Origin of the sequence: Bosea sp. ANAM02, from assembly GCF_011764485.1 — a bacterium.
GTDB lineage: Bacteria > Pseudomonadota > Alphaproteobacteria > Rhizobiales > Beijerinckiaceae > Allobosea.
On sequence record NZ_AP022848.1, the window covers coordinates 2,643,889 to 2,668,663 of the forward strand.

20 protein-coding genes are annotated in these 24,775 nt (G+C 67.2%); 7 read left to right on the forward strand and 13 right to left on the reverse strand.

Annotation, left to right across the window (positions count from 1 at the left end; all coding sequences use genetic code 11):
- Positions 1 to 37: 37 nt before the first annotated feature.
- On the forward strand, positions 38 to 2,119 hold the full coding sequence (locus OCUBac02_RS12805; protein WP_173046070.1) for a type I secretion system permease/ATPase: 2,082 nt from the start codon (positions 38 to 40) through the stop codon (positions 2,117 to 2,119).
- A gap of 287 nt (positions 2,120 to 2,406) precedes the next feature.
- Positions 2,407 to 3,747 (forward strand): HlyD family type I secretion periplasmic adaptor subunit, encoded by a 1,341-nt coding sequence (locus OCUBac02_RS12810; protein ID WP_173046072.1) that lies wholly within the window; start codon positions 2,407 to 2,409, stop codon positions 3,745 to 3,747.
- A gap of 121 nt (positions 3,748 to 3,868) precedes the next feature.
- On the opposite strand, the gene OCUBac02_RS12815 is transcribed toward OCUBac02_RS12810, so the two are convergent.
- The 11 genes from OCUBac02_RS12815 to OCUBac02_RS12865 form a co-directional block, all read right to left on the reverse strand.
- On the reverse strand, positions 3,869 to 4,711 hold the full coding sequence (locus tag OCUBac02_RS12815) for an IclR family transcriptional regulator (protein ID WP_173046074.1): 843 nt from the start codon (positions 4,709 to 4,711) through the stop codon (positions 3,869 to 3,871).
- Positions 4,712 to 4,807: 96 nt separating this feature from the next.
- Positions 4,808 to 6,013, reverse strand: a complete 1,206-nt coding sequence (locus OCUBac02_RS12820; RefSeq protein WP_173046076.1) for an amidohydrolase/deacetylase family metallohydrolase — start codon at positions 6,011 to 6,013, stop codon at positions 4,808 to 4,810.
- Positions 6,014 to 6,015: 2 nt separating this feature from the next.
- On the reverse strand, positions 6,016 to 6,888 hold the full coding sequence (locus OCUBac02_RS12825) for an ABC transporter permease (RefSeq protein ID WP_173046078.1): 873 nt from the start codon (positions 6,886 to 6,888) through the stop codon (positions 6,016 to 6,018).
- Positions 6,888 to 7,829, reverse strand: a complete 942-nt coding sequence (locus OCUBac02_RS12830; RefSeq protein WP_173046080.1) for an ABC transporter permease — start codon at positions 7,827 to 7,829, stop codon at positions 6,888 to 6,890. Before OCUBac02_RS12830 ends, OCUBac02_RS12825 begins: the two co-directional genes overlap by 1 nt.
- A 61-nt stretch (positions 7,830 to 7,890) precedes the next feature.
- Entirely contained in the window at positions 7,891 to 9,414 is a 1,524-nt protein-coding gene (locus OCUBac02_RS12835; protein WP_173046082.1) for an ABC transporter substrate-binding protein, read from the reverse strand.
- An 82-nt stretch (positions 9,415 to 9,496) separates the two neighbouring features.
- Positions 9,497 to 10,696 carry an aminotransferase class V-fold PLP-dependent enzyme gene (locus tag OCUBac02_RS12840; RefSeq protein ID WP_047579009.1) on the reverse strand — a complete coding sequence of 400 codons (1,200 nt, stop codon included), beginning with the start codon at positions 10,694 to 10,696 and terminating at the stop codon, positions 9,497 to 9,499.
- Between the two features lie 41 nt (positions 10,697 to 10,737).
- Positions 10,738 to 11,226: a RidA family protein gene (locus OCUBac02_RS12845; RefSeq protein WP_173046084.1), complete on the reverse strand. Its 489-nt coding sequence runs from the start codon at positions 11,224 to 11,226 to the stop codon at positions 10,738 to 10,740.
- A gap of 7 nt (positions 11,227 to 11,233) precedes the next feature.
- Positions 11,234 to 12,046 carry an amino acid ABC transporter ATP-binding protein gene (locus tag OCUBac02_RS12850; protein ID WP_173046086.1) on the reverse strand — a complete coding sequence of 271 codons (813 nt, stop codon included), beginning with the start codon at positions 12,044 to 12,046 and terminating at the stop codon, positions 11,234 to 11,236.
- Positions 12,047 to 12,058: 12 nt separating this feature from the next.
- Positions 12,059 to 12,694, reverse strand: coding sequence for an amino acid ABC transporter permease (locus OCUBac02_RS12855; RefSeq protein ID WP_047579000.1), 636 nt, complete (start codon positions 12,692 to 12,694; stop codon positions 12,059 to 12,061).
- A 4-nt stretch (positions 12,695 to 12,698) separates the two neighbouring features.
- The gene (locus OCUBac02_RS12860) at positions 12,699 to 13,367 is read right to left on the reverse strand and encodes an amino acid ABC transporter permease (RefSeq protein WP_047578998.1); all 669 of its coding nucleotides are present in this window, start codon (positions 13,365 to 13,367) and stop codon (positions 12,699 to 12,701) included.
- A 230-nt stretch (positions 13,368 to 13,597) separates the two neighbouring features.
- On the reverse strand, positions 13,598 to 14,470 hold the full coding sequence (locus tag OCUBac02_RS12865) for a transporter substrate-binding domain-containing protein (RefSeq protein ID WP_173046088.1): 873 nt from the start codon (positions 14,468 to 14,470) through the stop codon (positions 13,598 to 13,600).
- A 408-nt stretch (positions 14,471 to 14,878) separates the two neighbouring features.
- On the opposite strand from OCUBac02_RS12865, the gene OCUBac02_RS12870 reads away from it, so the two are divergent.
- Entirely contained in the window at positions 14,879 to 16,405 is a 1,527-nt protein-coding gene (locus tag OCUBac02_RS12870) for an ABC transporter substrate-binding protein (protein WP_173046090.1), read from the forward strand.
- 135 nt (positions 16,406 to 16,540) lie between these two features.
- Here the strand turns inward: OCUBac02_RS12870 and OCUBac02_RS12875 are convergent, their stop codons facing one another.
- The gene (locus OCUBac02_RS12875; RefSeq protein WP_465247783.1) at positions 16,541 to 17,866 is read right to left on the reverse strand and encodes an NAD(P)/FAD-dependent oxidoreductase; all 1,326 of its coding nucleotides are present in this window, start codon (positions 17,864 to 17,866) and stop codon (positions 16,541 to 16,543) included.
- Between the two features lie 55 nt (positions 17,867 to 17,921).
- On the reverse strand, positions 17,922 to 18,797 hold the full coding sequence (locus OCUBac02_RS12880) for a GntR family transcriptional regulator (protein WP_173046094.1): 876 nt from the start codon (positions 18,795 to 18,797) through the stop codon (positions 17,922 to 17,924).
- A gap of 86 nt (positions 18,798 to 18,883) precedes the next feature.
- Between OCUBac02_RS12880 and OCUBac02_RS12885 the strand changes: the two genes are divergently transcribed.
- The 4 genes from OCUBac02_RS12885 to OCUBac02_RS12900 all read left to right on the forward strand — a co-directional run bounded on the left by OCUBac02_RS12885 (position 18,884) and on the right by OCUBac02_RS12900 (position 24,618).
- Positions 18,884 to 19,897: an SIS domain-containing protein gene (locus OCUBac02_RS12885; protein WP_173046096.1), complete on the forward strand. Its 1,014-nt coding sequence runs from the start codon at positions 18,884 to 18,886 to the stop codon at positions 19,895 to 19,897.
- 210 nt (positions 19,898 to 20,107) lie between these two features.
- A complete protein-coding gene (locus OCUBac02_RS12890; protein ID WP_173046098.1) occupies positions 20,108 to 20,947 on the forward strand; it encodes a PfkB family carbohydrate kinase in 840 nt (279 codons plus the stop codon).
- Between the two features lie 15 nt (positions 20,948 to 20,962).
- Entirely contained in the window at positions 20,963 to 23,014 is a 2,052-nt protein-coding gene (locus tag OCUBac02_RS12895; RefSeq protein ID WP_173046100.1) for a hydantoinase/oxoprolinase family protein, read from the forward strand.
- The gene (locus OCUBac02_RS12900) at positions 23,014 to 24,618 is read left to right on the forward strand and encodes a hydantoinase B/oxoprolinase family protein (protein ID WP_173046102.1); all 1,605 of its coding nucleotides are present in this window, start codon (positions 23,014 to 23,016) and stop codon (positions 24,616 to 24,618) included. Before OCUBac02_RS12895 ends, OCUBac02_RS12900 begins: the two co-directional genes overlap by 1 nt.
- Positions 24,619 to 24,775 lie beyond the last annotated feature (157 nt).

Here is a 24,775-nt window from a genome sequence, read left to right on the forward strand (position 1 = left end):
AGAAAAAGACGCGGCAAGACAAAGACGGGGACGGGGCATGAGCGAGAAGAGCGAAGCAACACCGCCAGTCAGACCGGCTCCAGCCGGCTCCACGCCACTGCGCCTGCATGGTCTGCCGCAGGCCGTCGGGCTGGCGAGCGTCGCGCCCGCGGCAACGGCCAACAGCAACAGCCGCGTCGCCCTGCCGCCAGTCGATCCGCCCCCGTCTTCGGCAGGCGCCACCACCACCCGCGCCGATGCGCGCGGCGACAGCCAGTCACCGCCCGAGCCGGTTCCGCTGCGCCCGAGGCCGGAATCCGAGCCGCCCAAGACCGCTCATGACGGTGATCGCGGCGGCAAGGGCCGTGGTGGCGGCGGGGGAGGCGGCGGTGGTGGCTCGGGGCGCGGCACGCCGATTGAGCAGCGCCTCGGCGATCGCGACTTCAAGCAGGTTCTCGGCCCTGGCCTTGCGGGCGCCCGGCACAATCTGGCGATCGTGGCGGTGTTCTCCGTCGTGGTGAACACGCTGGTGCTCGCCGTGCCGGTCTATCTTTTCCAGATGTCGGATCGTGTGCTGACCAGCCGCAGCCTCGATACCCTGATGATGCTGTCGCTGATCGTCATGGTCGCGATCGGCGCGCATGTGCTGCTCGACATGGTGCGCCGCTTCATCCTGATGCGCGTGGCGGTCGATGTCGAAAGCCGGCTCGGCGGCCCGGTGCTCGCCGCCGCGGCCAAGGCCGCGCAGACCGGCTCCAACCGCGAATTCCAGACGCTGGCCGATCTCCAGCAGATCCGCAGCTTCCTGACGGGCCCCGTGATCCTGACGATGCTCGACGCGCCGACGGCGCCGATCTATCTGCTGGCTGTTTTCCTGATCCACCCGCATCTGGGTTACATCGTCACGGTTGCGGCGATCGTTCTCTTCGTCATCGCCTATTTCAACCAGCAGTTCACCGCCGTGCCCTTTGCGCGCTCCAGCGCCTTCACGACGCGCGCGAACCTGCAATCGGAGGCGATGTCACGCAACGCGCAGGTGATCAACGCCATGGGCATGATTCCCGAAGGCGTGCTGATGTGGGGCCGCGAGACGGCGGAATCCCTCAAGGCGCAGGTCAGCGCTCAGGACCGAAACATCCTCATGACCGGCGTCTCGAAATTCTTCCGCCTGGGCACGCAGGTCGCGATGCTCGGCTGGGGCGCCATGCTCTCGCTCGAAGGCCAGCTGACCGGCGGCATGGTCATTGCCTCTTCGGTCGTCGCCGGTCGTGCGTTGGCTCCGATGGAGGGCACGATCGAGGGCTGGCGCAGCTTCATCCATGCGCGAGCCGCCTTCCAGCGAGTCAAGGCGCTGTTGCAGGCGTCGCCGCTCAATCTCGACCGGTTGAAGCTGCCGAGCCCGAAGGGGCGTCTCGACGTCGAGCGCATCCTCTATGTGCCGCCGCCGAACAAGAAGGTCATCCTGAACGGCATCAGCTTCAGTCTCGAGCCCGGCGACTCGCTCGCCATCGTCGGCGCCTCCGGCTGCGGGAAGTCGACCCTCGCCCGCATGCTCGTCGGCTCGATCGCGCCGACCGCCGGCACCGTGCGCCTCGACAAGATGGAGCAGCGCAACTGGGACCCGCGCCAGTTCGGCGAGAATGTCGGCTATCTCCCGCAGGACGTGCAGCTCTTTCCGGCCTCGATCAAGGCCAACATCGCCCGCATGCGGGAGGATGCCTGCGACGCCGATGTCTTCGAGGCGGCCGAGATCGCCGATATCCATGAGATGGTCGCGCAGTTCACCCATGGCTACGAGACGCAGATCGGCATCGACGGTGCTCCGCTTTCGGGCGGGCAGAAGCAGCGACTCGGCCTGGCGCGGGCCTTCTACGGCAATCCCCGGCTGGTCGTGCTCGACGAGCCGAACTCCAATCTCGACGTGCTGGGCGAGGCTGCTCTCGCCCGCGCTTTCCAGCGCGCGAAGAACCGCGGCATGACCGTGATCGCCGTCACGCAGCGTCCGGCACTGCTGCGCAGCGTCGACAAGATCATGATGATCAAGGACGGCGCGGTGCAGGCGATCGGCGCCCGCGACGAGATCCTGCCGATGATCGTCGGTCAGCGCAGCATCGACGGCGGTGCGCCGCGGCCGCAGTGAGTAAGAGCCCCTAACAAAACCCGGAGTGGTCTCGATGGGCCTTGGAGGAGCCGAATGCCATAAGGAGCGCGCAGCCGATATCCATCGATATCGGCAAGTCGCTCCGACGCCGCAGGCGGCCCTCCAAAGCCCACCTTCGGCGCCGGGAATTCGACCGCCCGCGGCGTCGCGGCGCTTGCCGATACCAACGGTATCGGCTGCACCCCGCTTCTGGCGGAGCGGACGAATTGCCGGCGTCGAGACCCCTCCGGGTTTTGTTAGGGGCTCTTAGCGAGGGGAGTGGGGAAATGAGCGTTCAGCCCATGTCGCAGCCCTGGTACGCCGATGTGCCGCGCAGCACGCGATCGGCGACGATCGGCGGCCTGGTCATCATGGGCATCACCGTGATGGGGTTCGGGGTCTGGGGCAACACGGCGCCGATCGCCGGCGCGGTGATCGCCACCGGCGTTTTCGTGACCACCGGCCAGAACAAGACGATCCAGCATCTGGAAGGCGGCGTGATCCGCGAGATCCTCGTGCGCGAGGGCGATGTCGTCTCACCCGGCCAGCCGCTGGTGAAACTGGACGATACCTCGGCCCGCGCCGAGTTGCGGCGCCATGAGCTCAAGCTCTACCGCCTCGAGATGATCGAGGCGCGGCTCAAGGCGGAGATCGTCGGCCTCAACGACTTCACCCGGCCGCAGCATCTGGTCGCACAACGGGACGACCCCGACATCGCCGCCCTGTTCGAGTCACAGCGCCTGGCTTTCCATGCGCGGCGCAACAATCTGGCCAGCGAGATCGCGGCCCATCAGAAAAGCATCGACGCGCTCGAAGAGAAGATCGCCGGCAGCAAGGTGCAGCTCGCCGGCGTCGAGAAGCAGTCGCAGTTGCTGAAGGAGGAACTGGAGGGCAAGCAGGCGCTGCTGCAGCGCGGTTATATCCGCAAGCCGGAAGTGCTCTCGCTGCAGCGCCTGGCGGCCAATCTCGCCGGCGAGGCGGGGCGCATCACCGGCGACATCGGCGACGCCCGCGAGCGCATCGCACGTTCCGTCGAGCAGATCGACGGCGTCCGCAAGAACGCGCAGAAGCTCGCCTCGGACCAGTTCCAGGAAGTCAGCGCGGAGCTCAACGACGTGCGGGAGCGTATCCACACGGTGAAGGGCGTGCTCGACCGATCCAGCATCACGGCTCCGGTCAAGGGCACGGTGGTGAAGCTGCGCTATCATACCTCCGGCGGCGTGATCGAAGCCGGCAAGAACATCATGGAGATCGTCTCGCTGCAGGACGAGCTCATCATCGAGGCGCGCGTGCGCCCGCAGGACATAGACAAGATCAAGCACAGCCAGCTCGCCAGCGTGCGGCTGACCGCGCTCAACCAGCGCGTCACGCCCATGGTCAGCGGGCGCGTCATCTACATCTCGGCCGATGCGCTGCCCGACGAGAAGCAGCGCGCCTATCCCGGCGTTCCCGATCTCTATGTCGTGCGCGCCCGTCTCGATCCAAATGGCGTGGCCGCCATCCCCGACTTCCAGCCGACGCCGGGAATGCCCGCCGACGTCTATATCCAGACGCATGAGCGCACGTTCTTCGAGTATCTGATGCAGCCGCTGAAGGACAGCATGGCCCGCGCCTTCCGCGAGACCTGATGTCCGGCGCGTCGACCGGCATGATCGCCCTCAGGCCGGTCGGGACGGCGGTTTCCCTGGTGCTCCCCGCGCCAGGGAAACTGTGCGCCGTCCGAGCCGCCGCGTTTCCATCGCGCGGCAGCTAGCCATATTTGCGGCCCGCGGTGAGATGGCCGGGACGCCAGCCGAGCTTGTCCTCGATGCGCCGGGCGGCGTCCTTCACCGCCTCGACGAAATTCGCATGCTCCTCGGTCACGCGGAACTCCGGCAGCACGATCGACACGGTGATCGGGCAGGCGCCGGCCTCGTCCAGCACGGGCGCTGCGATACAGGCGACCGCGTAGTCCGATTCACCGGCCTGGATCCACACGCCCGTGGCGAGGGCCTCGCGTGATTGATCCAGCAGAAGCGCCGTGTCCGTGACGGCGCGTCCGGTCGGCGAGGCCTTGGCGCTCTTGCGGAAGAGGGCGGTCCGCTCGGCCTCGTCGAGCCCGGCGACGAGCAATCGGCCGGAAGCCGTCCAGTTCAGGGGCACGCGCGTGCCGACGCGGGAGGTGATGACGAAATGGCCGGGGCCTTCGGCCATCGCCTCGACCACCATCATGCCGCCGTCGCGGCCGCAGATCTGCACGGTCTCGCCGACCTCGCGCGCCAGCACATGCATCTCGTGCGTCGCGACATTGATGACCTGGAGATCGCGCGCATAGGCGAGGCCGTAATGGTAGAGCCGCGGCCCGAGCCAGACGCCGCCATCGCCGGAGCGCGCCAGCAGATTCTTGTCGAGAAGGTCCTCGACGATGGCATAGACCGTCGAGAGCGGTGCGCCGATCGCGCGGGCGACCTCGTAGGCGGTCTGGGCCCGGCCCTCCTGCTGGAGATGGTCGAGGATCTGCACGGCGCGGTCGATGCCGCTGACGCGCGAGCGCCGCGGCGTTGCGGCCTCCGCCTCGCTTCCCTTGACTGGCATCGTCGTGGCTTTGCTCATTTCCGGGCTTTCATGCCTGCCGCGTACCGTTTCAAACGGCATCGCCCCGCTTCGGTTTCCATCGGGGCCAACCTCTCTCCCTTGCCGGGCGTTTCGTCAACGCCAGGACAGGCCGTGGCTGTGCCGGACGAGCCGGCGCGGACGCGGCACATAGCGGCTGGAAGCGATCGCCTCCGCGCCGATCACCGCGTGGCGCGGCTCGAACAGCCGGGTCAGGCGCGAGACGTCGCCATTGGAATCGGTCGCTTCGAGATCGCCGTCGATCAGGTCGAAGATCGTGAAATCGGCGCGCTCGCCGACGGTCAGCCGGTCGGTCATGTCGAGCTTGATCACCGAGGCCGGCGCATGGGTCACGGCCTGGATGATCGCGTCGAAGGGCATGCCGACCGACAGCAGCTTCGACATCGTCGTCGCCAGGTCCCAGACCGGGAAGTTCATGCAGCGGTTGTGCAGATCGGTCGAGATCGAGAACGGCATCAGCCCGCGCTGGATCGCGGCTTCCGCCACCTTGAAGGAGAAGGAGGCGCCGCCATGGCCGATATCGAGCCGCACGCCTTCGCTCGCGCAGCGCTCCGCCAGCTTGAACAGGTCCTCGTCCTCCAGGATGCTCGACCCGGCCTTGCCGTTGAAGCAATGGGTGACGACGTCGCCCGGCCCGAGAATCTCCAGCACCTCGTCGTAGAGGGCGGGCGGCTCGCCGACATGGACCATCATCGGCAGCTTGAGAATCTTCGCGATCTTCTTGCCGAGCTTGACCGGCGTCACGCCCCAGGAGCCGGTGATGACATGGCTTGCCCGCACCTTGAGGCCGACAATATGTTCGCTGTTCTCCTCATAGCATTCGATGATGCGGTCGAGGTCGATATCCCCAATGTCGCGCAGTTCCGGCACGCGGTTGCAGGCGACGAGCCCGATCGAGCCGAGATTGAGGAAGGCCTTGATCCGCTCGCGCGCCGGCTCGATGACATATTCGCGGAAGCCGTGGAAATTGGCTTCGCCGGCCGAGCCCGCGTCGACCATGGTGGTGACGCCGCGCTCGGCCCCGCAATCGCTCGGCCGGAGCGAGATGTCGGTTCCGCCATGCCAGACATGGACGTGAAGGTCGATCCAGCCCGGCGAGACGAAGGCGCCCTTGCCGTCGATCCGCCCGGCATCGGCCGGCGCCGCCAGGCCTGCGCCGATCGCGGCGATCCTGCCGTCGCCGCCGACCAGAATGTCGGTGGCCGTGGCCGGGATCGCCGGCCCGAAGGCGACCGGCTTCACATTGGCGATCAGCTGCGGCTGCCGCGTGGCGGTCTTCATGTTCAGAGGTCCTTCCGCAGGCGCGGATCGAGCAGGTCGCGCAGGCCGTCGCCCACCATCTGCAGGGAGAGCACGGCGAGCACGATGGCGAGACCGGGGAAATAGGTCATCCAGTCGGCCTGGCCGATATATTGCCGGCCGGACGAGATCATCGTGCCCCAAGTCGGGATGTCCGGGCTGACGCCGAGCCCGAGGAAGGAGAGCCCGGCCTCGGCCAGCATGGCGCTGGCGAAGATGAAGGTGGCCTGCACCGTGATCGGCGAGACGATGTTCGGCAGGACATGCCGGACCATGATCCGCGCGGTCGAATTGCCGAAGGCGCGCGCCGCCTCGACATAGGGCAATTCGCGGATCACCAGCGTCGCGGCCCGCACGATGCGCGCGAGCCTCGGCGCATAGACGATCGAGAGCGCGATGATGACCGTCATCAGCGAGGGGCCGAGCGCCGCGACCAGCGCGATCGCCAGCAGAATGTCGGGGAAGGCCATCATCGCGTCGATCAGGCGCGCGATCGGCGTATCCAGCCGCTTGAAGAAGCCGGCGATCAGGCCGAGCGTCACGCCGATCAGCGAGGACAGCACGACCACGGCGGCGCCGACCGAGAGCGACAGCCGGCCCGCATAGAGCATGCGCGAGAAGATGTCGCGGCCGAACTCGTCCGTGCCGAACCAGTAGACGCCGGAGGGCGGCTTCAGCCGGTTGACGATCGAGAGCTTGCCCGGCGCATAGGGCGCGAGCAGCGGCGCCAGCGCCGCCAGCAGCACGAAGACGATCAGGATCGCGAGGCCGATCGCCACCATGCGGCGCTTCAGCAGATCGCGCAGGAAGGTCCGGCCGCGGTTCGGCGCCGGTGCGTCGGGAGCGAGGTCGGTCATCAGTAGCGCACCCTTGGATCGACCAGCAGGTAGAGCATGTCGATCGCGAAATTGATCAGGACATACAGGCCGGCGATCACGAGCAGCGCACCCTGGATCACCGGATAGTCGCGCCGGAGCACGGCCGAGACCACGAGGTTGCCGACGCCGGGCAGGCCGAACACGGTCTCGGTCACGACCGCGCCGGAGATCAGCACGGCGGCGGTGAGGCCGAGCACGGTCAGGATCGGGATCAGCGCGTTCTTCAGCGCATGCTTGAGAACGACCTTCTGTTCGCCCAGGCCCTTGGCGCGGGCGGTGCGGATATAGTCGTCGCCGAGCACGTCGAGCATCGAGGCGCGGGTGAAGCGCATGATCAGCGCCGAGGAGACGAGCCCGAGCGCCACCGCCGGCAGGATCAGGTGCCTGATGCGTTCGAGCAGGCTGGTATCGGGGCCGCCATAGCCGGAGACCGGCAGCAGGCCCAGGCGCACCGCGAAGACCTGCATCAGGATGAGGCCGAGCCAGAAGCCGGGGATGCTGGCGCCGAGCATGGCTAGCGTCGTCGCAGCCTGGTCGACGAAGGAGCCGCGCCGGTAGGCGGCATAGATGCCGACCGGCAGGGCGATGACGCTCGCGATCGCCAGCGAAAGCAGCGTCAGGAAGAAGGTCGGCTCCGCCCGATCCATCAGCGCCGCGGTCACCGGCATGTTGAGGAAGATCGACTGGCCGAGATCGCCGCGCAGCAACTGCCCGACATAGATCACGTATTGCGAGAGGATCGAGCGATCGAGGCCAAGTCGCGTGCGCAGGTCGGCGACGTCCTGCGCGGTCGCTTCGGGGCCGAGCATCACCGCGGCGGGATCGCCCGGCGTGACGCGCACGATCACGAAGACGATCGTGACGACGAGCAGCATGACCGCGATCATGCCGGAGAGGCGTTGAAGGATGTAGCCGAGCATGACCTGACCGTCTCGTTGCCCGCCACCCGCCCGCGATCAGGCGGCCGGGTGGCGAGGGGGATCATTTCTTGAGGGTGACGTTCCAGAAATAGGGCCAGGGCGCCGGCACGACGCCGTCGAGCTTGGTGGATTTCGCCGAGAGGGCGTTGAAGTCGCCGATCTTGATGAAGGGCACCTCGTCATAAATCGTCTTCTGCACATTGGCCCAGAGCGCGGCGCGCTTGGCCGGATCCGCCTCCGAGGTGAAGGCATCGACGGCGGCCTTGCGGGCGGGGGTGTCCCACCAGCCGGGCGAGCTGGTCGACAGCGAGCCGATCAGCGCCGGCTCCGGCAGGAACGGGCTGTGGGTGATGTAGATCTCCCAGAGCGCCTTGTCGGTGCGCCGCTGGGTCAGCGTCGCCCAGTCGACGACCTGCAGATCGACGGTGAAGCCGGCGAGCTTGAGATATTCGGCCGCGACCTGCGCCATCTTGTAGTGGAATTCGTACTGGCGGCTGGTCAGGATGCGGATCGGCTCGCCCTTGTAGCCGGCGGCCTTCGCCGCGGCCTTGGCCTTGTCGGCATCGGCGAGGTTGTAGTTGCCGGCGACGCCGGCATCCGTGTTCCAGACATAGCCGGGCGGATAGATATTGCCGTCGAGCGCGTAGAATTCCTTGGTTCCGAACGCCGCCGCCAGCATGTCCTCCATGCTCAGCGCGGTACGGATCGCCTTGCGAACGGCCAGGTTCTTGGCCGCGCCCTCGGCGGTATTGAAGACGAAGACGGGGTAGCCGAAGGGCTTCAGGACCACGGGCTGCGAGGCTGCGCCCTTCAGCCGGTCGAAGGATTCCACCGGAAGCGAATCGACATAGGAATACTGGCCGGAGACCGCCGCCTCGATGCGGGTATTGGCATCCGGAACCGGCACGAAGCGGACCTCGTCGAGCAGAGGCTTCCGCGCCCCGCCATAGCCGTCGCCGGCGCCCTCGCGCGGCTTGTAGCCGGCGAAGCGGACAAGCTGGATATACTGGTCGGGCTTGCGCTCCTTGAGCATGTAGGGGCCGGTCCCGATGAAGTCCTTCATCGGCTCGTCCTGCTTCTTCGCGGGGATGATGATCGCCGCGGAGTTGTTGAAGGCGAGCAGAGACATCAGCGGCGCATAGGGCTGCTTCAGCGTGATCTTGAGCGAGCTCGGCCCGGCGGCCTCGACGCTCTCGATGAAGCCCGCCGCCTGCTTGCCGCGCGAGGCGAGCTTCATCCAGCGCTTCAGCGAGGCGACGGCGTCCTCGGCGGTGAGGTCCGAGCCGTCATGGAACTTCACGCCCGCCCTGAGCGCGATCGTATACTGCTTGCCGTCCGCGCTGATGGTGGGCAGCGCGTCCGCGAGCAGCGGCGTCACCTTCCAGCTCTTGTCGAAGGTGTAGAGCGTCTCGAAGACATGCTGGGTGATCGTCCCGACCAGGTCGGCGGTCGAGACCATCGGGTCCATGGTCGGCGGCTCGCCGACGGTCGCGATCGTGGCGATCCCGCCCGCCTCCTGAGCCGTGGCCAGGGACGGAGCGGTGAGCAGGCTGCAGGCGAGCAGGCATCCGAGCAGGCGTTTCATAGTCCCTCACATTCTCTTATTATGTATTAGAGTTCCCAATAACAGAATATTACTGGGCGGTAAACGTCAACGTTGGTGCCGATCAGTCAGGCCATTTCGCCAGCGAGGCGGCGCGCCGGTTGCGGCGTTCGATCAGCGGGCTTGAAATGATCGTGTTGCTGCGCCGCGCCGTCTCCAGTTCGGAAACGATGCGCTCGGCGACGATCTCCTCCTGGCCCGGATGCAGGTTGCAGGGGTCGAGGTAGAAATAGCCGTGCTCGACCTCGTGATCCCGGACGATCACCGGCTGGTCACCGCGGGCCAGCGCATCGGCGAGGTCCCAGGCGGTGATATGCGCCTGCTCGGGATCGATCGAGAGCTTCATCCGGTCGAGCGGGTTATGGGTCGGGTCGGGCTCGATCACGGCGGTGACGCCGGGCCGCTCGGTGAAGCGGGCGAGCCAGAGATCGAGCGCGCGCTGCTCGCGGGCCCTGATGCCGGCATGGTCGCGCTTCTCCCAGGCCTCCAGCGCGGCCATCGTGCCGAGCACGCTTTCCTTGCCGATCTTCATGCCGCGGCCGATGCCGCCATTCTGGATGAAGGCGGCGCGGACGAGGTCCTTGCGGCCGGCGACGATGCCGCCGGTCGGCCCGCCCAGGAACTTGTGGGAGGAATACAGCACGATGTCGGCGCCGGCTTCGAGGAAGCCGCGCAGATCGTATTCGGAGGCCGCGTCGACGATCACCGGCACGCCATGCTCGTGACAGACCGCCGCGAACTCGTCGAGCGGCATGAGCCCATACTGCACCGTGTGATGCGAGACGACATAGAGCGCCGCAGCCGTCCGCTCCGTGATCGCGCCGGCGAGCTGGTAGGCACGGGCGCTGGTGGCCTGTCCGACGACGACCGGCGTTGCGCCGGCGAGCCGGATCGCCTGATCGACGGGCGCCCCATAGCCGACCATATGGCCCATCATGATCACGACCTCGTCCTGAAGGTTGCTGGCATCCGGCAACTGCTCGACGGCATAGAGATCGTCGCCGGTCATGGCGCCGGCGATCGCGAGCGTGATCCCGGCCGAGCAGGAGGCGGTGACGAAGCCGGCCTCGCTGCCGCAGAGCCGCGCGATCACGGCGCTGGCCTTGCGCTGGAGATCGTCGATCTCGACGAATTGCGGCAGGATCGCCGTCATCGCCGCGATCGCCTCGGGCACGACGATCGAGGCGCCGAGCGAGGTCATCGTTCCCGAGACGTTGATGACGGGGCGCAGGCCCAGCGACGGGCGGATATCGGAAGCAGACATGGTGTTCTCCTGGAAAACGGGCAGTGGGGCTTGGGCCCCGATCATGAAACGGCGACGATCGCCTCGATCTCGACGGTGATCTGGCGGGGCAGCGAGCCGAAGCCGACGGCCGAACGGGCGTGCTTTCCGGCCTCGCCGAACACGGCGACGAAAAGGTCGGAGCAGCCGTTGATGACGGCGGGATGGTCGCTGAATTCTGGGGTGGCGTTGACCATGCCGAGCAGCTTGACGACACGCCTGACGCGGCCGAGATCGCCGAGCGCTTCATGCAGCACGGCGAGCAGGTTGAGCCCGGTCAGCCGGGCATGCTCATAGGCCTCGGCGACGCTGACGTCGCGGCCGACCTTGCCGGTATGGAGCCGGCCGTCCTCATGCGTCGGCCCCTGGCCGGAGAGGTAGATCAGGCCGCCTTCCTGGACATGGGTGGCGAAATTCCCGATCGGCCGCGGCAGCTCCGGCAGCGCGAGGCCGAGCTTCGCCAGCCGCTGGTAGGGCGTGGTGTCGGGGAGGGTGGACAGGACAGCGTTCATGGGTTCCTCAGGCCGAATCGGGACGGAACCCGGCGAAACGTGACAGGAAGGAGCGCAGCCGCTCATGCGGCTGCTCTCCGAAGACCTTTGCGGGCGGCGCGTCGATGACGATCCGGCCCTGGTCGGTGAAGACGACGCGGTCGGCGACGTCCCGCGCGAAGGCCATCTCATGGGTGACGAGGATCATGGTGCGGCCCTCGGCGGCGAGTTCCTGCACCACCGCGAGCACCTCGCCGACGAGCTCGGGGTCGAGCGCGGAGGTGATCTCGTCGAGCAGCAGCACCTTCGGCTCCATCGCGACGGCGCGGGCGATGCCGACGCGCTGCTGCTGGCCGCCCGACATCTGCGAGGGCATGGCATCGACCTTGGCCGCAAGCCCGACACGGGCGAGCCATTTCTCGGCGATGGCGCGCGCCTCGGCTTTGGAGCGCCCCCGCGACTTCATCAGGCCGAGCATGATGTTCTGCGCGGCGGTGAGATGCGGGAACAGGTTGAACTGCTGGAACACCATCGCCGCATCGACGCGGATCGCGGCGAGTTCGCGATCGTTGCGGCGCCTGCGGGCGCCCTCGCCGTCGCGATAGCCGACCTCGGTGCCGTCGATCCGGACCGAGCCGCCGTCATATTCCTCCAGGAAGTTGATGCAGCGCAGCAGCGTGGTCTTGCCGCTGCCGGAGGGGCCGATGATCGCGACGACCTCGCCTTTGCCGACGGTGAGATCGACACCCTTCAGCACCTGATTGGCGCCGAAGGACTTGGTCAGCCCCTCGATCGCGATCACCGGCGTCGCGGCGGAAGCACGGGCATCCGTCTCGGCCATGGATGCCTCCTTTCAGACGAAGCGCTTCTCGAGCCGGCGGCTGAGCGCCGAGAGCGGGAAGTTGATGGCGAAATACATCAGCGCGCCGATGAGATAGAGCGGCAGCGCCACATGGGTGCGCCCGATCACCTGCTGCAGCGACAGCATCAGGTCGACGATCCCCAGTAGCGAGACCAGCGAGGATCCCTTCACGGTGTCGACGACGCTGTTGACGAAGGGCGGGAGGAAACGGCGCACGGCCTGCGGCGCCAGCACATGCGTGAAGCGGTCGAACAGGGTGAGCCCGATCGCCTTGGCGGCTTCCGTCTGGCCGGTCGGGATCGACTGGAACGAGCCGCGGGTGATCTCGATGATCTGCGCCGATTTGAACGCCGTCAGCGCGACGATCGCTGCGAGCAGGCTCGGCAGATTCACCTTGATCGCCGGCAGGCCGTAATAGACGAAATAGAGCAGCACGAGGATCGGCACGCCGCGCACGAAATCGGCATAGAGCCGGATCGGCGCACGCGCCCAGAGCGGCCCGAAGGCGAGCACGCAGCCGAGCGGCAGGCCGACGATCAGCGACAGCACGATCACGCAGGCCGAGACCAGCAGGGTCGTCAGCAGGCCGTCGACGAGGAAGGGCAGGGTCTGGATCAGCGTCGCCATGCCGTCACCGCGCGATCGCGTAGCGCCGTTCGGCCAGGCGCAGTAGCAGCAGGATGGCGTAGCTGGTGATCAGGTAGATCGGCGTCGCCAGCAGATAGACCTCGACCGTGCGGAAGGTCTGGGTCTCGATCCAGCGCATGCCATAGGCGAGCTCCGGCACGGCGATGGCGGAGGCGATCGAGGTGTCCTTGAACAGCGAGACATAGGTGTTGGAGAGCGAGGGCAGGGCGATGCGCATCGCGGTCGGCAGGCGCACATGCCAGAGCACCTTCATCGGGGTGAGCCCGATCGACTTGCCGGCCTCGACCAGCCCGCGCGGCACGGCCTCCAGCCCCGCCCGCATGACCTCGACGAGATAGGCGCCGGAATAGATCGAGAGCGTGGCGACGAAGGAGGTCACGGCGTCATATTGCAGGTCGATGGCGCTGGGGATGCCGTAGAAGACGAGATAGACCAGCAGCAGCAGCGGCACGTTGCGGACGAATTCGACATAGGCCGCGATCAGCGGGCGCGCCCATTTCGGGCCGTCGAGACTGATCAGCGCGAGCACGAGGCCGATCGCCATGCCGATCGCGATGCTCACCGCCGCCAGTTCGAGGCTGAGCAGCAGCCCCTCGAACAGCTTGCCGGCATAGCGCCAGACGATCGCGAAGTTGAAATGGTAGTTCGCCATGGTCCCGAGGATCCGCCTGGATCAATTCAGGTTCTGATGGAAACACGCGGTCATCCCGGGCTTGACCCGGGATCCATGCCTGAACCTAGATCGAAAGCGTTCCGGAATGGATCCCGGATCTCCGCTTCGCTGCGTCCGGGATGACCCGCGTTTCCAGCACAACAAGATAGGCTCTAGCGCCGGGAAGGAAGGGCGCGGGCGCGCCCTTCCGTCTACGAAGCATGGGACGATCAGAAGCGCGGCAGGCCGGGCTGGCGCTGCGGCGGTTCGGCGCCGAAATACTCCTTCACCGCCGCGTCGTAGAGCTCGTTCTGGTGGCCGAAGATCGCGATGTCGAAGGTGGTGTTGACGAAGCGCACCCAGTCCGGGTCGCCCTGCTTCATGCCGGCGCCGTAGAGCATCGTGTTCCAGGACTTGCCGGCATCGGCATATTTGTCGGGATGGCGCTTGGCGAGCCACCAGACGGTGGAGAGATCGACCGCGGCCGCGTCCGCCCGCTTGGAATCCAGCGCCAGGATGACGTTGGCCTGGCTGTCGAGCTGCATCACCGTCGCCTGCGGCAGAACCTTCTTGACCGAGGCCTCGGCATCGACATTCTGCAGGATGGAGACACGGGCCGAGGAGCCGGCCTTGAGCAGCGCGTCGAAGCTCTTCTTGTCGCTGTCCGGGCGGGTCAGCAAGGCGATGCCCTCGACATAATAGGGGCGCGAGAACGCGATGAGCTGGGCGCGCGCCGGGGACATGGTCATGAACTGGATGACGATGTCGACCTTGCCGGTATTGATGTTGGGGATGCGCTGGGCCGCGTCCTGCCGGACGAACTCGACCTTGCTGGCGTCGTCGAACAGGCCCTTGGCCAGGATCCGGCCCATGGTGATGTCCATGCCGACGAGTTGGCCCTTCTCGTCCTCGAAGTGCCAGGGCGCATTGGTGGAGCCCGTGCCGACGATCAGCTTGCCGCGATCGAGCACCGTGCGCAGCAGGCTGTTCGGCGCGGATTGCGCCGCGGCCTCCCGCGCCGTGCTCGCCGCCGCGGCCAATGCGAGGCCGCCGACCAGTCCACCCTTCAGCAGAAGCCTCTTGCCTTCATCCGTGTCGCTCATTGGCGATACCCCTCTTTGCAAGATTAATCCATAATTACAGAATGTATCTTGTAGTAAGGGATGCTAGTGAGGCTTTCGCCTCGAAGTCAAGCGCCAGGGCAGCGGAACGAGGCTCCGAATTTTGGTGTATACCAGGCGCGCCGCTCATCGCAGCCGGCGTGGCGCGGCGATGTCTCCGGGCAACCGTCGGGCCTGAATCCGGTGGCGTTGCAGGGCGGCACGTTTTTTCGCATTGCGGCAGAACGATCCTGATTGCCTCGCGTCGGTTCCAACGGGCAGCAGCGCCTGCAACTGCCGAATGGTCATGCCCTCGCGATGCGATCCGTGGGAAGCATTGACAATCTGGTATATACCAAATCATTCTGCCCTCTCGGCCATTCAAGCCGCCAGAATTGGGAGGGGTATTCGATGGTGCCGGTCTCTCGCCGTACTGTGCTCGCCGCCGGTGCAGCCCTGCCTCTCCTGGGCCTCAGGGCCCGTGCTCAAGCCGCGGGCAAGGTGCTGCGCTTCGGCCTGTCGAGCTTCCCGCCGAGCCTGCAGCCCTGGCTCCATACCGGCACGGCGGCGCTGACGGTGAAGCTCCTGATCTTCCGCGGCCTGACAGGCTTCGACGAGAAGGGTGAGGTCCGGCCGGAGCTTGCGGAATCCTGGGCCCGCGAGGGCGACACCACCTGGGTCTTCAAGCTCCGCGAGGCCACGTTCCAGAACGGCAAGCCGGTGACGGCCGAGGATGTGAAATGGACGCTGGAGCAGGTCGCCGCGCCCAATTCCACCGCCTTCCTCAAGGCCGAGTTCGGCGGCGTCGAGCGCATCGAGACGCCCGATACGCGCACGGTCCGCATCGTCATGAAGCAGCCGACGGTCACGCTGCCGGTCTGGCTCGCGAGCCCGCATATGCCGATCATCGCCAAGGACTCGATCGAGGGCCGAGCCGGGCTCGGCGTCGGCGCCGGCCCCTTCGTGCTGAAGGCGCAGGAGCGCGGCGCCTCGATCGAGGTCGCGAAATTCGACAAGTACTACAAGCCCGGCCTGCCGAAGCTCGACGGTGTCAAGCTCGTCGCCTATGCCGACGAGAACCTGCGCGTCGCCGCGCTCCAGGCCGGCGATGTCGATCTGATCGAATATGTGCCGTGGCAGTCGATGGCCACGATCGAGAAGGATGCCCGCCTGCGGCTCGTCGCGGCCGACGGCCCCTTCATGGGGCTGAACTTCAATGGCGGCGCCGGGCCGTTCAAGGACGTGCGTTTGCGCCAGGCGGTGGCCCATGCGGTCCGGCGCGAGGACATCGTCCAAGCCGCCTTCTTCGGCCGTGGCAGCAAGCTCGAAGGCATCCCGATCCCGTCGAGCAGTCCCTATTTCGACAAGGGCCGCTCGCAGTTCTGGAACTACGACCCGGCCAAGGCGAAGAAGCTGATGGCCGAGGCCGGCATGGCGAACGGCTTCGCCTGCACGCTGCTCTCGACCGCGCAATACGGCATGCACAAGTCGACCGCCGAGGTCGTGCAGGCCAATCTCGCCGAGATCGGCATCCAGGTGACGCTGAACCTGCCGGACTGGGCCGCGCGCGTCGATCTCGCCGGCAAGGGCCGCTACGACTTCATGATCCAGGGCACGACTCCCGACAATAACGACCCCGACGGCCTCGCGCCGCTGCTCGACGGCGAGCTGCCGCCGAGCATGGCCCGGAGCTGGCAGATCCCGACGCCCGAGATTCACGCGCTCTTCGCCAAGGGCCGCGCCGAGTTCGACCCGGTGAAGCGCAAGGCGATCTATGCCGAGCTGGAGAAGGTCGCCCTGGAGCAGGCGCCGATGGTCGGCCTCGCCTGGCGCTCGCAGGGCTACGCCATGGTCAAGGGGCTCGAGGGCTTCAAATGCTATCCGGGCGGGACGAATTTCTTCTCGGCCTATTCGCTGGACGAGGCGGCGCTGGCATAGCTGCCTGCGGCAAAGCGCGTCGTTCTCGGGCTTGACCCGAAAATCTCTTCCCGGAAGAGGCGCGAGAGCCTCCGCGACATGAGATGCTCGGGTCAAGCCCGAGCATGACGGCGCGCTTCAGCAGCGACGAAACACTCACCCCGCCCGCGTCGTCCGCTCCAGCCGGGCGAAACGCTCCAGCCGGAAGGGCCGGGGATCGATCACCGGCGTGCGGCCGCTGACGAGATCGGCGATCAGGCGCCCGGCGCCGGGGCCGATGCCGAAGCCGTGGCCCGAGAAGCCGGTGGCGAGGAAGAAGCCCGGCAGGCGCGGCACCTCGCCGATGACGGGCACGGCGTCTGGCGTGGCATCGATCAGCCCGCCCCAACTCTCCCTGATCCTGAGGCCTGCGAAGGCCGGGAAGGCTGCGACGAGATTGTGCTGCGCTTCCCGCAGGATCGCCTCGGACGGCTTGGGATCGAGGATGCGGTTGCGCTCGAACGGCGTTTCCTGATCGAGCGACCAGCTCCTCGGCCTGCGCACCTCCTCAAGGAAGCGTTCGCCGAGGCTCAGCCGCAATTCGTGGCGCTGCTTCACCAGCGACGGCAGGAAATCGAACAGCAGGCGGAAACTATCCGGCACGATCTCGGCCACGCTCGCGCCGCGATGGGCAATGGTGTAGCCGCCATCCTGCCGCTTGCGGAAGGCGAAGTCGGAAGCGCCGACGGCATGGCTTGGCGGCCCGTCGAGCGGTTCGGTCCGGAACACCGAGCCCAGCACCTTGAGCGCCGGCAGGTCGATGCCGAGATTGCCGAGGAACAGGCGCGACCAGGCGCCGCCCGCCAGCACGACGCGCTGGCAGGCGATCCGGCCGCGCTCGGTGACGACGGCGCCGACGCGCCCGCCTGCCGTCTCGATGCCGCGTACGGCACAGCGCGTCAGAACGGTGCCGCCATGGCGGCGCAGCGCCCGCGCCATCGCCGGCACAGCCTTCTGCGGCTCGGCCCGGGCATCGCTCGGTGTGAACATCGCGCCTGCATAGGCGCGCTTTCCCCCGGGCAGGACCGTATCGATCTCGCGCGTGCTCAGGAGGCGCGTATCGAGCTGGTAGGTCTTCGCATGCTCGAGCCAGGCCTCCTGTTCGGCATGCCTGGCGGGCGTGTCGGCGACATAGACGATGCCGGAGCGGGTGAAGCCGGTATCGCCGCCGACGAGCCGGTCCATATCCTCCCAGAGCCGCATGCTTTCGAGGCCGAGCGGGATCTCGCCGGGGTCGCGCCCCATGACGCGAACCCAACCCCAGTTGCGGCCGGACTGCTCGTGTCCGACCTCGCCCTTCTCGCAGACGGTGACCGAAACGCCTTCGCGCGCCAGGAAAAGAGCGGTGCTGATGCCGATGATGCCGCCGCCGATGACCACGACGTCGCTGGAAGCGGGCAGGGTCGGGTCCGGTTCGATGGTCTCGATGGTGATGCCCATCAGGATGGCTCCGGCGGCGGGAGGGAGAGGCGGGAAGGCTGGTGATGGGGGGCTCAGCTCAGGCGGGGACAGGCGGCGCGGAACTGCGGAAGACGACGTGATGGGGGTGATTGACCGAGCGCATGTACTCGACGGGCCGCCCTTCACCGTCGCGCGCAACGATCCGCAGCACCAGGGTCGGCGAGCCCGGCGCCAGCGCCAGCAGCCGCGCTTCCTGCTCGGTCGCGGTGCCGACGCTGATCTCGCGGTCGCGGATGCTGATCTCGATGCCGTAGCGCTGTCGCAGCAACTCATAGAGCGACTGGCCGGAGACGAGGTCCTCGGCCGACAGGCCGGGCACGCTGCCGGCCGGCAGATAGCTGGTTTCGATGCAGAAGGCCTCGTCGTTCACGCTGCGCAGGCGCCGCGCCATGATCAGCGTGCTGCCGGGCGCCAGTTCAAGGCGCTGGGCGATGCTCTCGCTCGCGCCTTCCTCGCCGAAATGCAGGAGCTTGCTGCCGGGCTCGCCGCCGGCATTGCGGATGATGCGGGTGATACCGAGCGAGGCGGACGCATCGATCGGCCGCGACACCTGCACCAGCGGGATGCGCGTGCCGCTGGTGCCGTTGCGCTCCAGCACATTGCGCTCGACCAGTCGGTCGATCGCCTTGCGCACGGTCATCCGATTGATGCCGAGCGCGTCGGCCAGCGTCCGCTCGGAGGGGATGCGATCGCCGGGGCCGTAATCCGGCCCGCCGATGAGGTCGAGGAGGTAGTCCTGCACCTCGACATAGATCGGCTTCACCCCCCTCAGCAGGTTGGGCTGGCCTTGCGCGTCGGTCGCCATGCCTTTCGACGTCCGTCCCTGTCGGAGGCCGAGCCGCGGCGCCTTCTTCGTCTTGAGGGCGAAGCGGTCGCGGAGCGCTGCAGGGCGGGAGGGGCGTTTGGTCGGCATCTCAACAGGCTTGACAGTGATTGGTATATGGAATTGGTGTATACCAATTCTGCTGCCCAGTTTAAAGCCCGCTCGGGAGCCCGTCCATGTCCCTCGCCTTCGACCGTGACGCCGTTCTGTCCGGGCTGGAGCCGACCCGCGCCGCGCTGCCGCAGGCCTATGCGCTGGGGCAGGAACTGGCCCCGAAGATCGACCGCATCTTTCTCATCGCCTGCGGCTCGGCGAACCGGGCGATGCTCGGCATCCAGTACTGGCTGGAGCGCTATTCGCCGGGCATCGAGGTCCGGCGCTATTTCCCGGCCGAGTTCATGGCGATCGATCCGCCGCGCCTGAATGAGCGGACGCTGATCCTGCTGGCCTCCAAGTCCGGCACGACGCCGGAGACCGTCACCGCCGCGCATTTCCTCAACGGCAAGCCCTGCCGGGTCGTCGCCTTCAGCCAGTATGGCGAGAAGCCGCTGGCCCAGGCTGTGCCGCGCCATTTCCTCGTCGGCGATACCAGCGAGTCCTTTGCCGCGATGTTCATGCTGATGCAGGCGCTGATCGGTGGCCTGATGGCCGCCAAGGAAGGCTGGCCGCTCGGCGACAAGCTGCTGTCCTCGCTCGACGCATTGCCGGCGGCGATGTGCGACGCGGCCCAGCAGAACGAGGCTCGCGCCGCAGCGGACGCCGTGACCTATGCCGGAGACGACCGCATCTACCATGTCGCGTCGGGGCCGGGCTTTACCACGGCCTATGTCTTCGGCGTCTGCATCCTCATGGAGATGCTCTGGCTGCACAGCTACCCGATCGAGGCGGCCGAGTTCTTCCACGGCCCCTTCGAGATCGTCGACAAGCAGACGCCGCTGATCCTGATCACCGGCGAGGATCCGAGCCGGCCCCTGATGGAGCGGGTCGTCACGTTCTGCGATACCTATGCCGGGCGCGTGATGAACTACGATTCCCGCGCCTTCGCGATGAAGGGCATCGACCCGGATATCCGCCCGATCGTCGCGCCCTATATCCTGCAGGCGGCGCTCAAGCGCTTCTCGGCGCATCTATCCGTGCTGCGCAACCAGCCCCTGACCACCCGCCGCTACATGTGGAAGGTGGCGTATTGAGGCGCCCGTGACCCCCTCCCGCCCTCGTGCCAAGTGTCTGACTGGACATCTTTCGAGCCCTCATCCTGAGGAGCCATTCCCTTGGGAATGGCGTCTCGAAGGATGCTCCAGAAGGCTCCCGAACCATCTGGAACATCCTTCGAGACGCCCCTGCGGGCCTCCTCAGGATGAGGGCTCGGTATCCTTCTCGGCGATGGGGGATTGGGCCTGATGAAGCACCGCCTGCTCGGCCTCGGCGACAACACGGTCGACACTTATGTCGACCGCGGTCTTCAGTTTCCCGGCGGCAACGCGGTCAATGTCGCGGTGCAGGCAAGGCGGCTCGGGGCGCAGACGGGCTATCTCGGCTGCCTGGGCTCGGACGAAGCCGGCATGCATATCGTCGACGCCCTGCGGTCGGAAGGTGTCGACACCGCTCGCTGTCGCATCAGGCCGGGCTCCAATGCCCGCGCCTTCATCGGCCATGACGGGCAGGACCGGCGCTTCCTGCGCTCCGAGCGCGGGGTGCGCGGCGAATGGGGCGCCATCGACGCCGCGGACCGTGCCTATATCGCCAGCTTCGACCTCGTCCATTCCAGCATCTACAGCGAACTCGGCGATGCCCTGCCGATCGTCCGGGCTGCGGCCCGGAGTCTCTCCTACGACTTCTCCGAACGCTGGAGCGACGAGAACCTCGCCGCGACGCTGCCGAGCGTCGACATCGCCTTCCTGTCGCACCCGTCAGCTTCCGACGCGGAGTGTCGCACACTGATGGAGCGCTGCTCCGGCTGGGGTGCAGGGATGGTCGTGGCGACGCGCGGTGTGAAGGGCGCTCTCGCGCTCGCCGACGGCCGCCTCCACGAACAGCCGGCCAGCTCTGCATCCGTGGTGGATACGCTCGGCGCCGGTGACGGTTTCATCGCCGCCTGCCTGCTGGCCATACTCGACGGAGCCGGCATCGCCGCGGCGCTTGCGGCGGGTGCCGAACAGGCGGCGCAGGTCTGCGGCTATCAGGGCGGCTTCGGTCATGGCGTCGCGTGGGCGCCTGCTGCCGAGGTGCCGGTGATCTGAGGGAGGAAGACAGAGATGGCGTGGCGGATCGGAATCGATTCCGGGGGCACATTTACCGATATCTGCCTGTTCGAGGATGCGACCGGCATGGTCGCGGTCTGGAAAGTGCCGTCGACGCCCGACGATCCCTCCCGCGCCATTGCGCGCGGCACGCAGGAAGGGGTCGAGCGCGTCGGCGCCAGCCCTGCCGATATCGCCTATTTCGGCCATGGCACCACGGTCGGCACCAATGCCCTGATCCAGCATCGCGGCGTGAAGACAGGGCTGATCACCACCGAAGGCTTCCGCGACCTGATCGAGATCGGCCGGCAGAAGCGGCCGGATCTCTACGATCTCCAGGCGGACAAGGCGCCGCCGCTGGTCACCCGCGACCTGCGCTTCGGCGTCGCCGAGCGTGTCCGCCATGACGGCACGGTCGAGACGCCGCTGGACGAAGCGGCCGTGCGTCAGGCCGCGCGGGCGCTGAAGGGGGAAGGCGTCAAGGCAGTCGCCATCGGCTTCCTCTACGGCTTCGTCCGGCCGGAGCATGAGGAGGCGGCCAAGCGCATCGTCAGCGAGGAATTCCCCGAGGCCTTCATCTGCGCCTCGCATGAGGTCGCGCCCGAATTCCGCGAGTACGAACGCATCTCGACCGCCGTGGTCAACGCCTATCTAGGCCCGGTCATGCAGGGCTATATCCGCCGCCTCGCCGACCGCCTGAAGGACCTCGGCCTCAAGGCAGTTCCGCATCTGACGCAGTCGAATGGCGGCGTCATCGGCTTCGACATGGCGGCGCGCCTGCCCGTGCGGACGGTTCTGTCCGGCCCCTCGACCGGCGTGGTCGCGGCGCAGGCGATCGGGGCGATGATCGGTATCCCCAACCTGATCACCTTCGACATGGGCGGCACCTCCTCGGACGTCGCCCTGCTCGACGACGGCGAGGCCAAGCTCGCCTCGGAGGCCAATGTTCACGGCTACCCGATCAAGGCGCCGATGCTCGACATCCATACGGTCGGTGCCGGCGGCGGCTCGCTCGCCGCAATCGATTCCGGCGGGCTGCTCAAGGTCGGACCGCGCTCGGCCGGTGCCGATCCCGGCCCGGTCTGCTACGGACGCGGCGCGACCGAGCCCGCCGTCACCGACGCCAATGTCGTGCTCCAGACCCTGAACCCCACGCATCTGCTCGGCGGCCGCATGCCGATCGACCAGAGCCTGTCGAAACAGGCGATCGGCCGGCTGGCAGATGAACTCGGCCTCGACCTGATGGCGACGGCGCAGGGTATCATATCCGTCGTCACCGCCAACATGGCCAAGGCGATCCGCGTCATCAGCGTCCAGCGCGGCCATGATCCGCGCGACTATGCGCTGGTCGCCTTCGGCGGGGCAGGGCCGCTGCACGCCGCGCGGCTCGCGCGCGAACTCGACATGAAGCGCATCGTCGTGCCCCGCAATCCCGGCATCGGCTGCGCGCTCGGCCTGCTGCTCACCGACCTGCGCGCCAATTTCGCCACGACGCGGCTTGCGACACTTTCCGAGGCGCTCGTGCCTGACATGGCGGAGATCTTCGTCGCCTTGCAGGAACAGGCCGATCACTGGTTCGCGGAGGAGGGCGTCGCCTCGGCCGACCGCCGGCTGAAGCGCACGGCCGACCTGCGCTATCACGGCCAGAACTACGAGCTCGCCATCGACGTGCCGGACGGGCCGATCACGCCCGCGACCACTAGCGCGCTGGCCGAGGGCTTCGCCGCCGCCCACAAGCGCCTCTACGGCTTCGTCGCCGAAGGCGAGGCGGTCCAGCTCGTGACCTATCGTGTCGAGGCGGTCGGCCTCGTGCCCAAGGCCGCCTTCCGGCCGCAGCCCGATGCCGGGCCTGACGCCTCGCACGCCATCGTCGGCAGCCGCGAGGTCTGGTTCCCCGAGGCCGGCGGCTTCGTCGCCTGCCCGATCTACGACCGTGACAAGCTCAAATCCGGTAACCGCTTCGCCGGGCCGGCCATCGTCGAGCAGATGGATTCGACCACCGTGCTGCTGCCGGGCATGACCGCGACGGTCGAGCCCTATCTCAACCTGATCCTGGAGATGCCGTGATGACCGCGACCGCATCCGTCAGCGTCGATCCGATCACCGTCGAGGTCATCGGCTCCTCCTTCGCCTCCATCGCCGAGGAGATGGGCGAGGCCCTGGTCAAGGCGAGCTATTCCACCAACATCAAGGAGCGCCGCGACTGCTCGACCGCGCTTTTCGATGTCGAGGGCCGGACGCTCTGCCAGGCCGAGCATATCCCGATGCATCTCGGCTCGTTCATCGGCATCATCCCGCATATCCTCAAGCGTCATCCGGTGGCGGATATGAGGCCGGGCGACGTCTTCATCGGCAACGACGCCTATGAGGGTGGCGGCACGCATCTTCCCGATATCGTGCTGGCCGAGCCGGTCTTCCACGAGGGCGTGATGATCGCCTGGGCGGTCAACACCGCGCACCACTCGGACTTCGCCGATCGCGGTCACGCCCATATCTACCAGGAGGGCCTGCGTATCCCGCCGATCCGCCTCTATGACGGCGGCGTGCTGATGAAGGACGTGCAGGAGTTGATCCTGCTCAACTGCCAGGTCCCGCGTGAGCGCCTTTCCGATCTCCGCGCCCAGATGGCGGCGAACCGCCTTGGCGTCGAGCGCCTGCGCGCGCTCTGCGACAAATATGGCCGCGATACCGTGCTCGCCGCCGGCAAGGCCTTGCAGGACTATGCCGAGCGCAAGATGCGCGCCGGCATCGCCTCGATTCCCGACGGCACCTATCGCTTCTCCGATTCCTTCGACAATCCCGAGATCGACGAGCCGCTGACCTTCTCCGTCGCGATCACCGTCGCGGGCGAGGAGATGACGCTCGCCTTCGACTCGCCGCCGCAGATGCGCGCGGGCTTCAACATGGTATACACCGCGCTGCTCTCGACCGTGTATTACGCGGTCAAGACCGTGGCCGACCCGACCATTCCGCCCAATGCGGGGCTGGCGCGACCGCTCACCGTCACCGCGACGGAAGGCACGGTTCTGAACTGCGTCCATCCGGCCGCCGTCAACGGCCGCATCGCGGCCTGCCAGCGCGTGGTCGACCTGATCCATGGCGCGCTTGCGCAGGCGGTGCCGGATCGGGTGATCGCCGCCTGTTCGGGCGCGGTCGCTTCCGCGACCTTCGCCGGCGAGCAGCCCGGCAGCGGCGAGCTCTGGGTCTATCTGGAGACGATCGGCGGCGGCTCCGGCGCCCGCACCAACAAGGACGGGCTCCACGGCGTCCATGTCCATATGACCAACACCTCGAACCTGCCGGTCGAGGCGCTGGAACTGGAATATCCGCTGACCCTGCTGCGCTACGAGCTGGTTGATGGTTCCGGCGGGGACGGCCGCCAGCGCGGCGGCATGGGCCTGCGCCGCGTCTACCGGGCCGAGGCGCCGTGCCGGCTGAGCGTCGACAATTCGCGCCTGACCTCGCGGCCCTGGGGATTGGCCGGCGGTGGCGAGGGGCAGGGCGGCTCGTTCTCGTTCAGTGAGGGCGTCGTGCCTTTCTTTAAGGGCGACGGCACGCTGGAGAAGGGCCAGATCGTCGAGATCATCACGCCCGGCGCCGGCGGCTACGGCCCGGCGGCCGAGCGCAGCGCCGAGGCGCGGGCCAGAGACAAGGCCGAGCAGCGGGGGTGAAGTTGGGAGCTCCCAACGTCATCCCCGTTCCGGAAGAGGCACGCCGTCATTCCGGGGCAAGCGCGTAGCGCTTGAGCCCGGAATCCAGAACCGATGCGGTTGATGCGAAAGGCGCCGAACCCGCGAACCCAGTTATCTAAGGGCGTCGGTTCTGGAT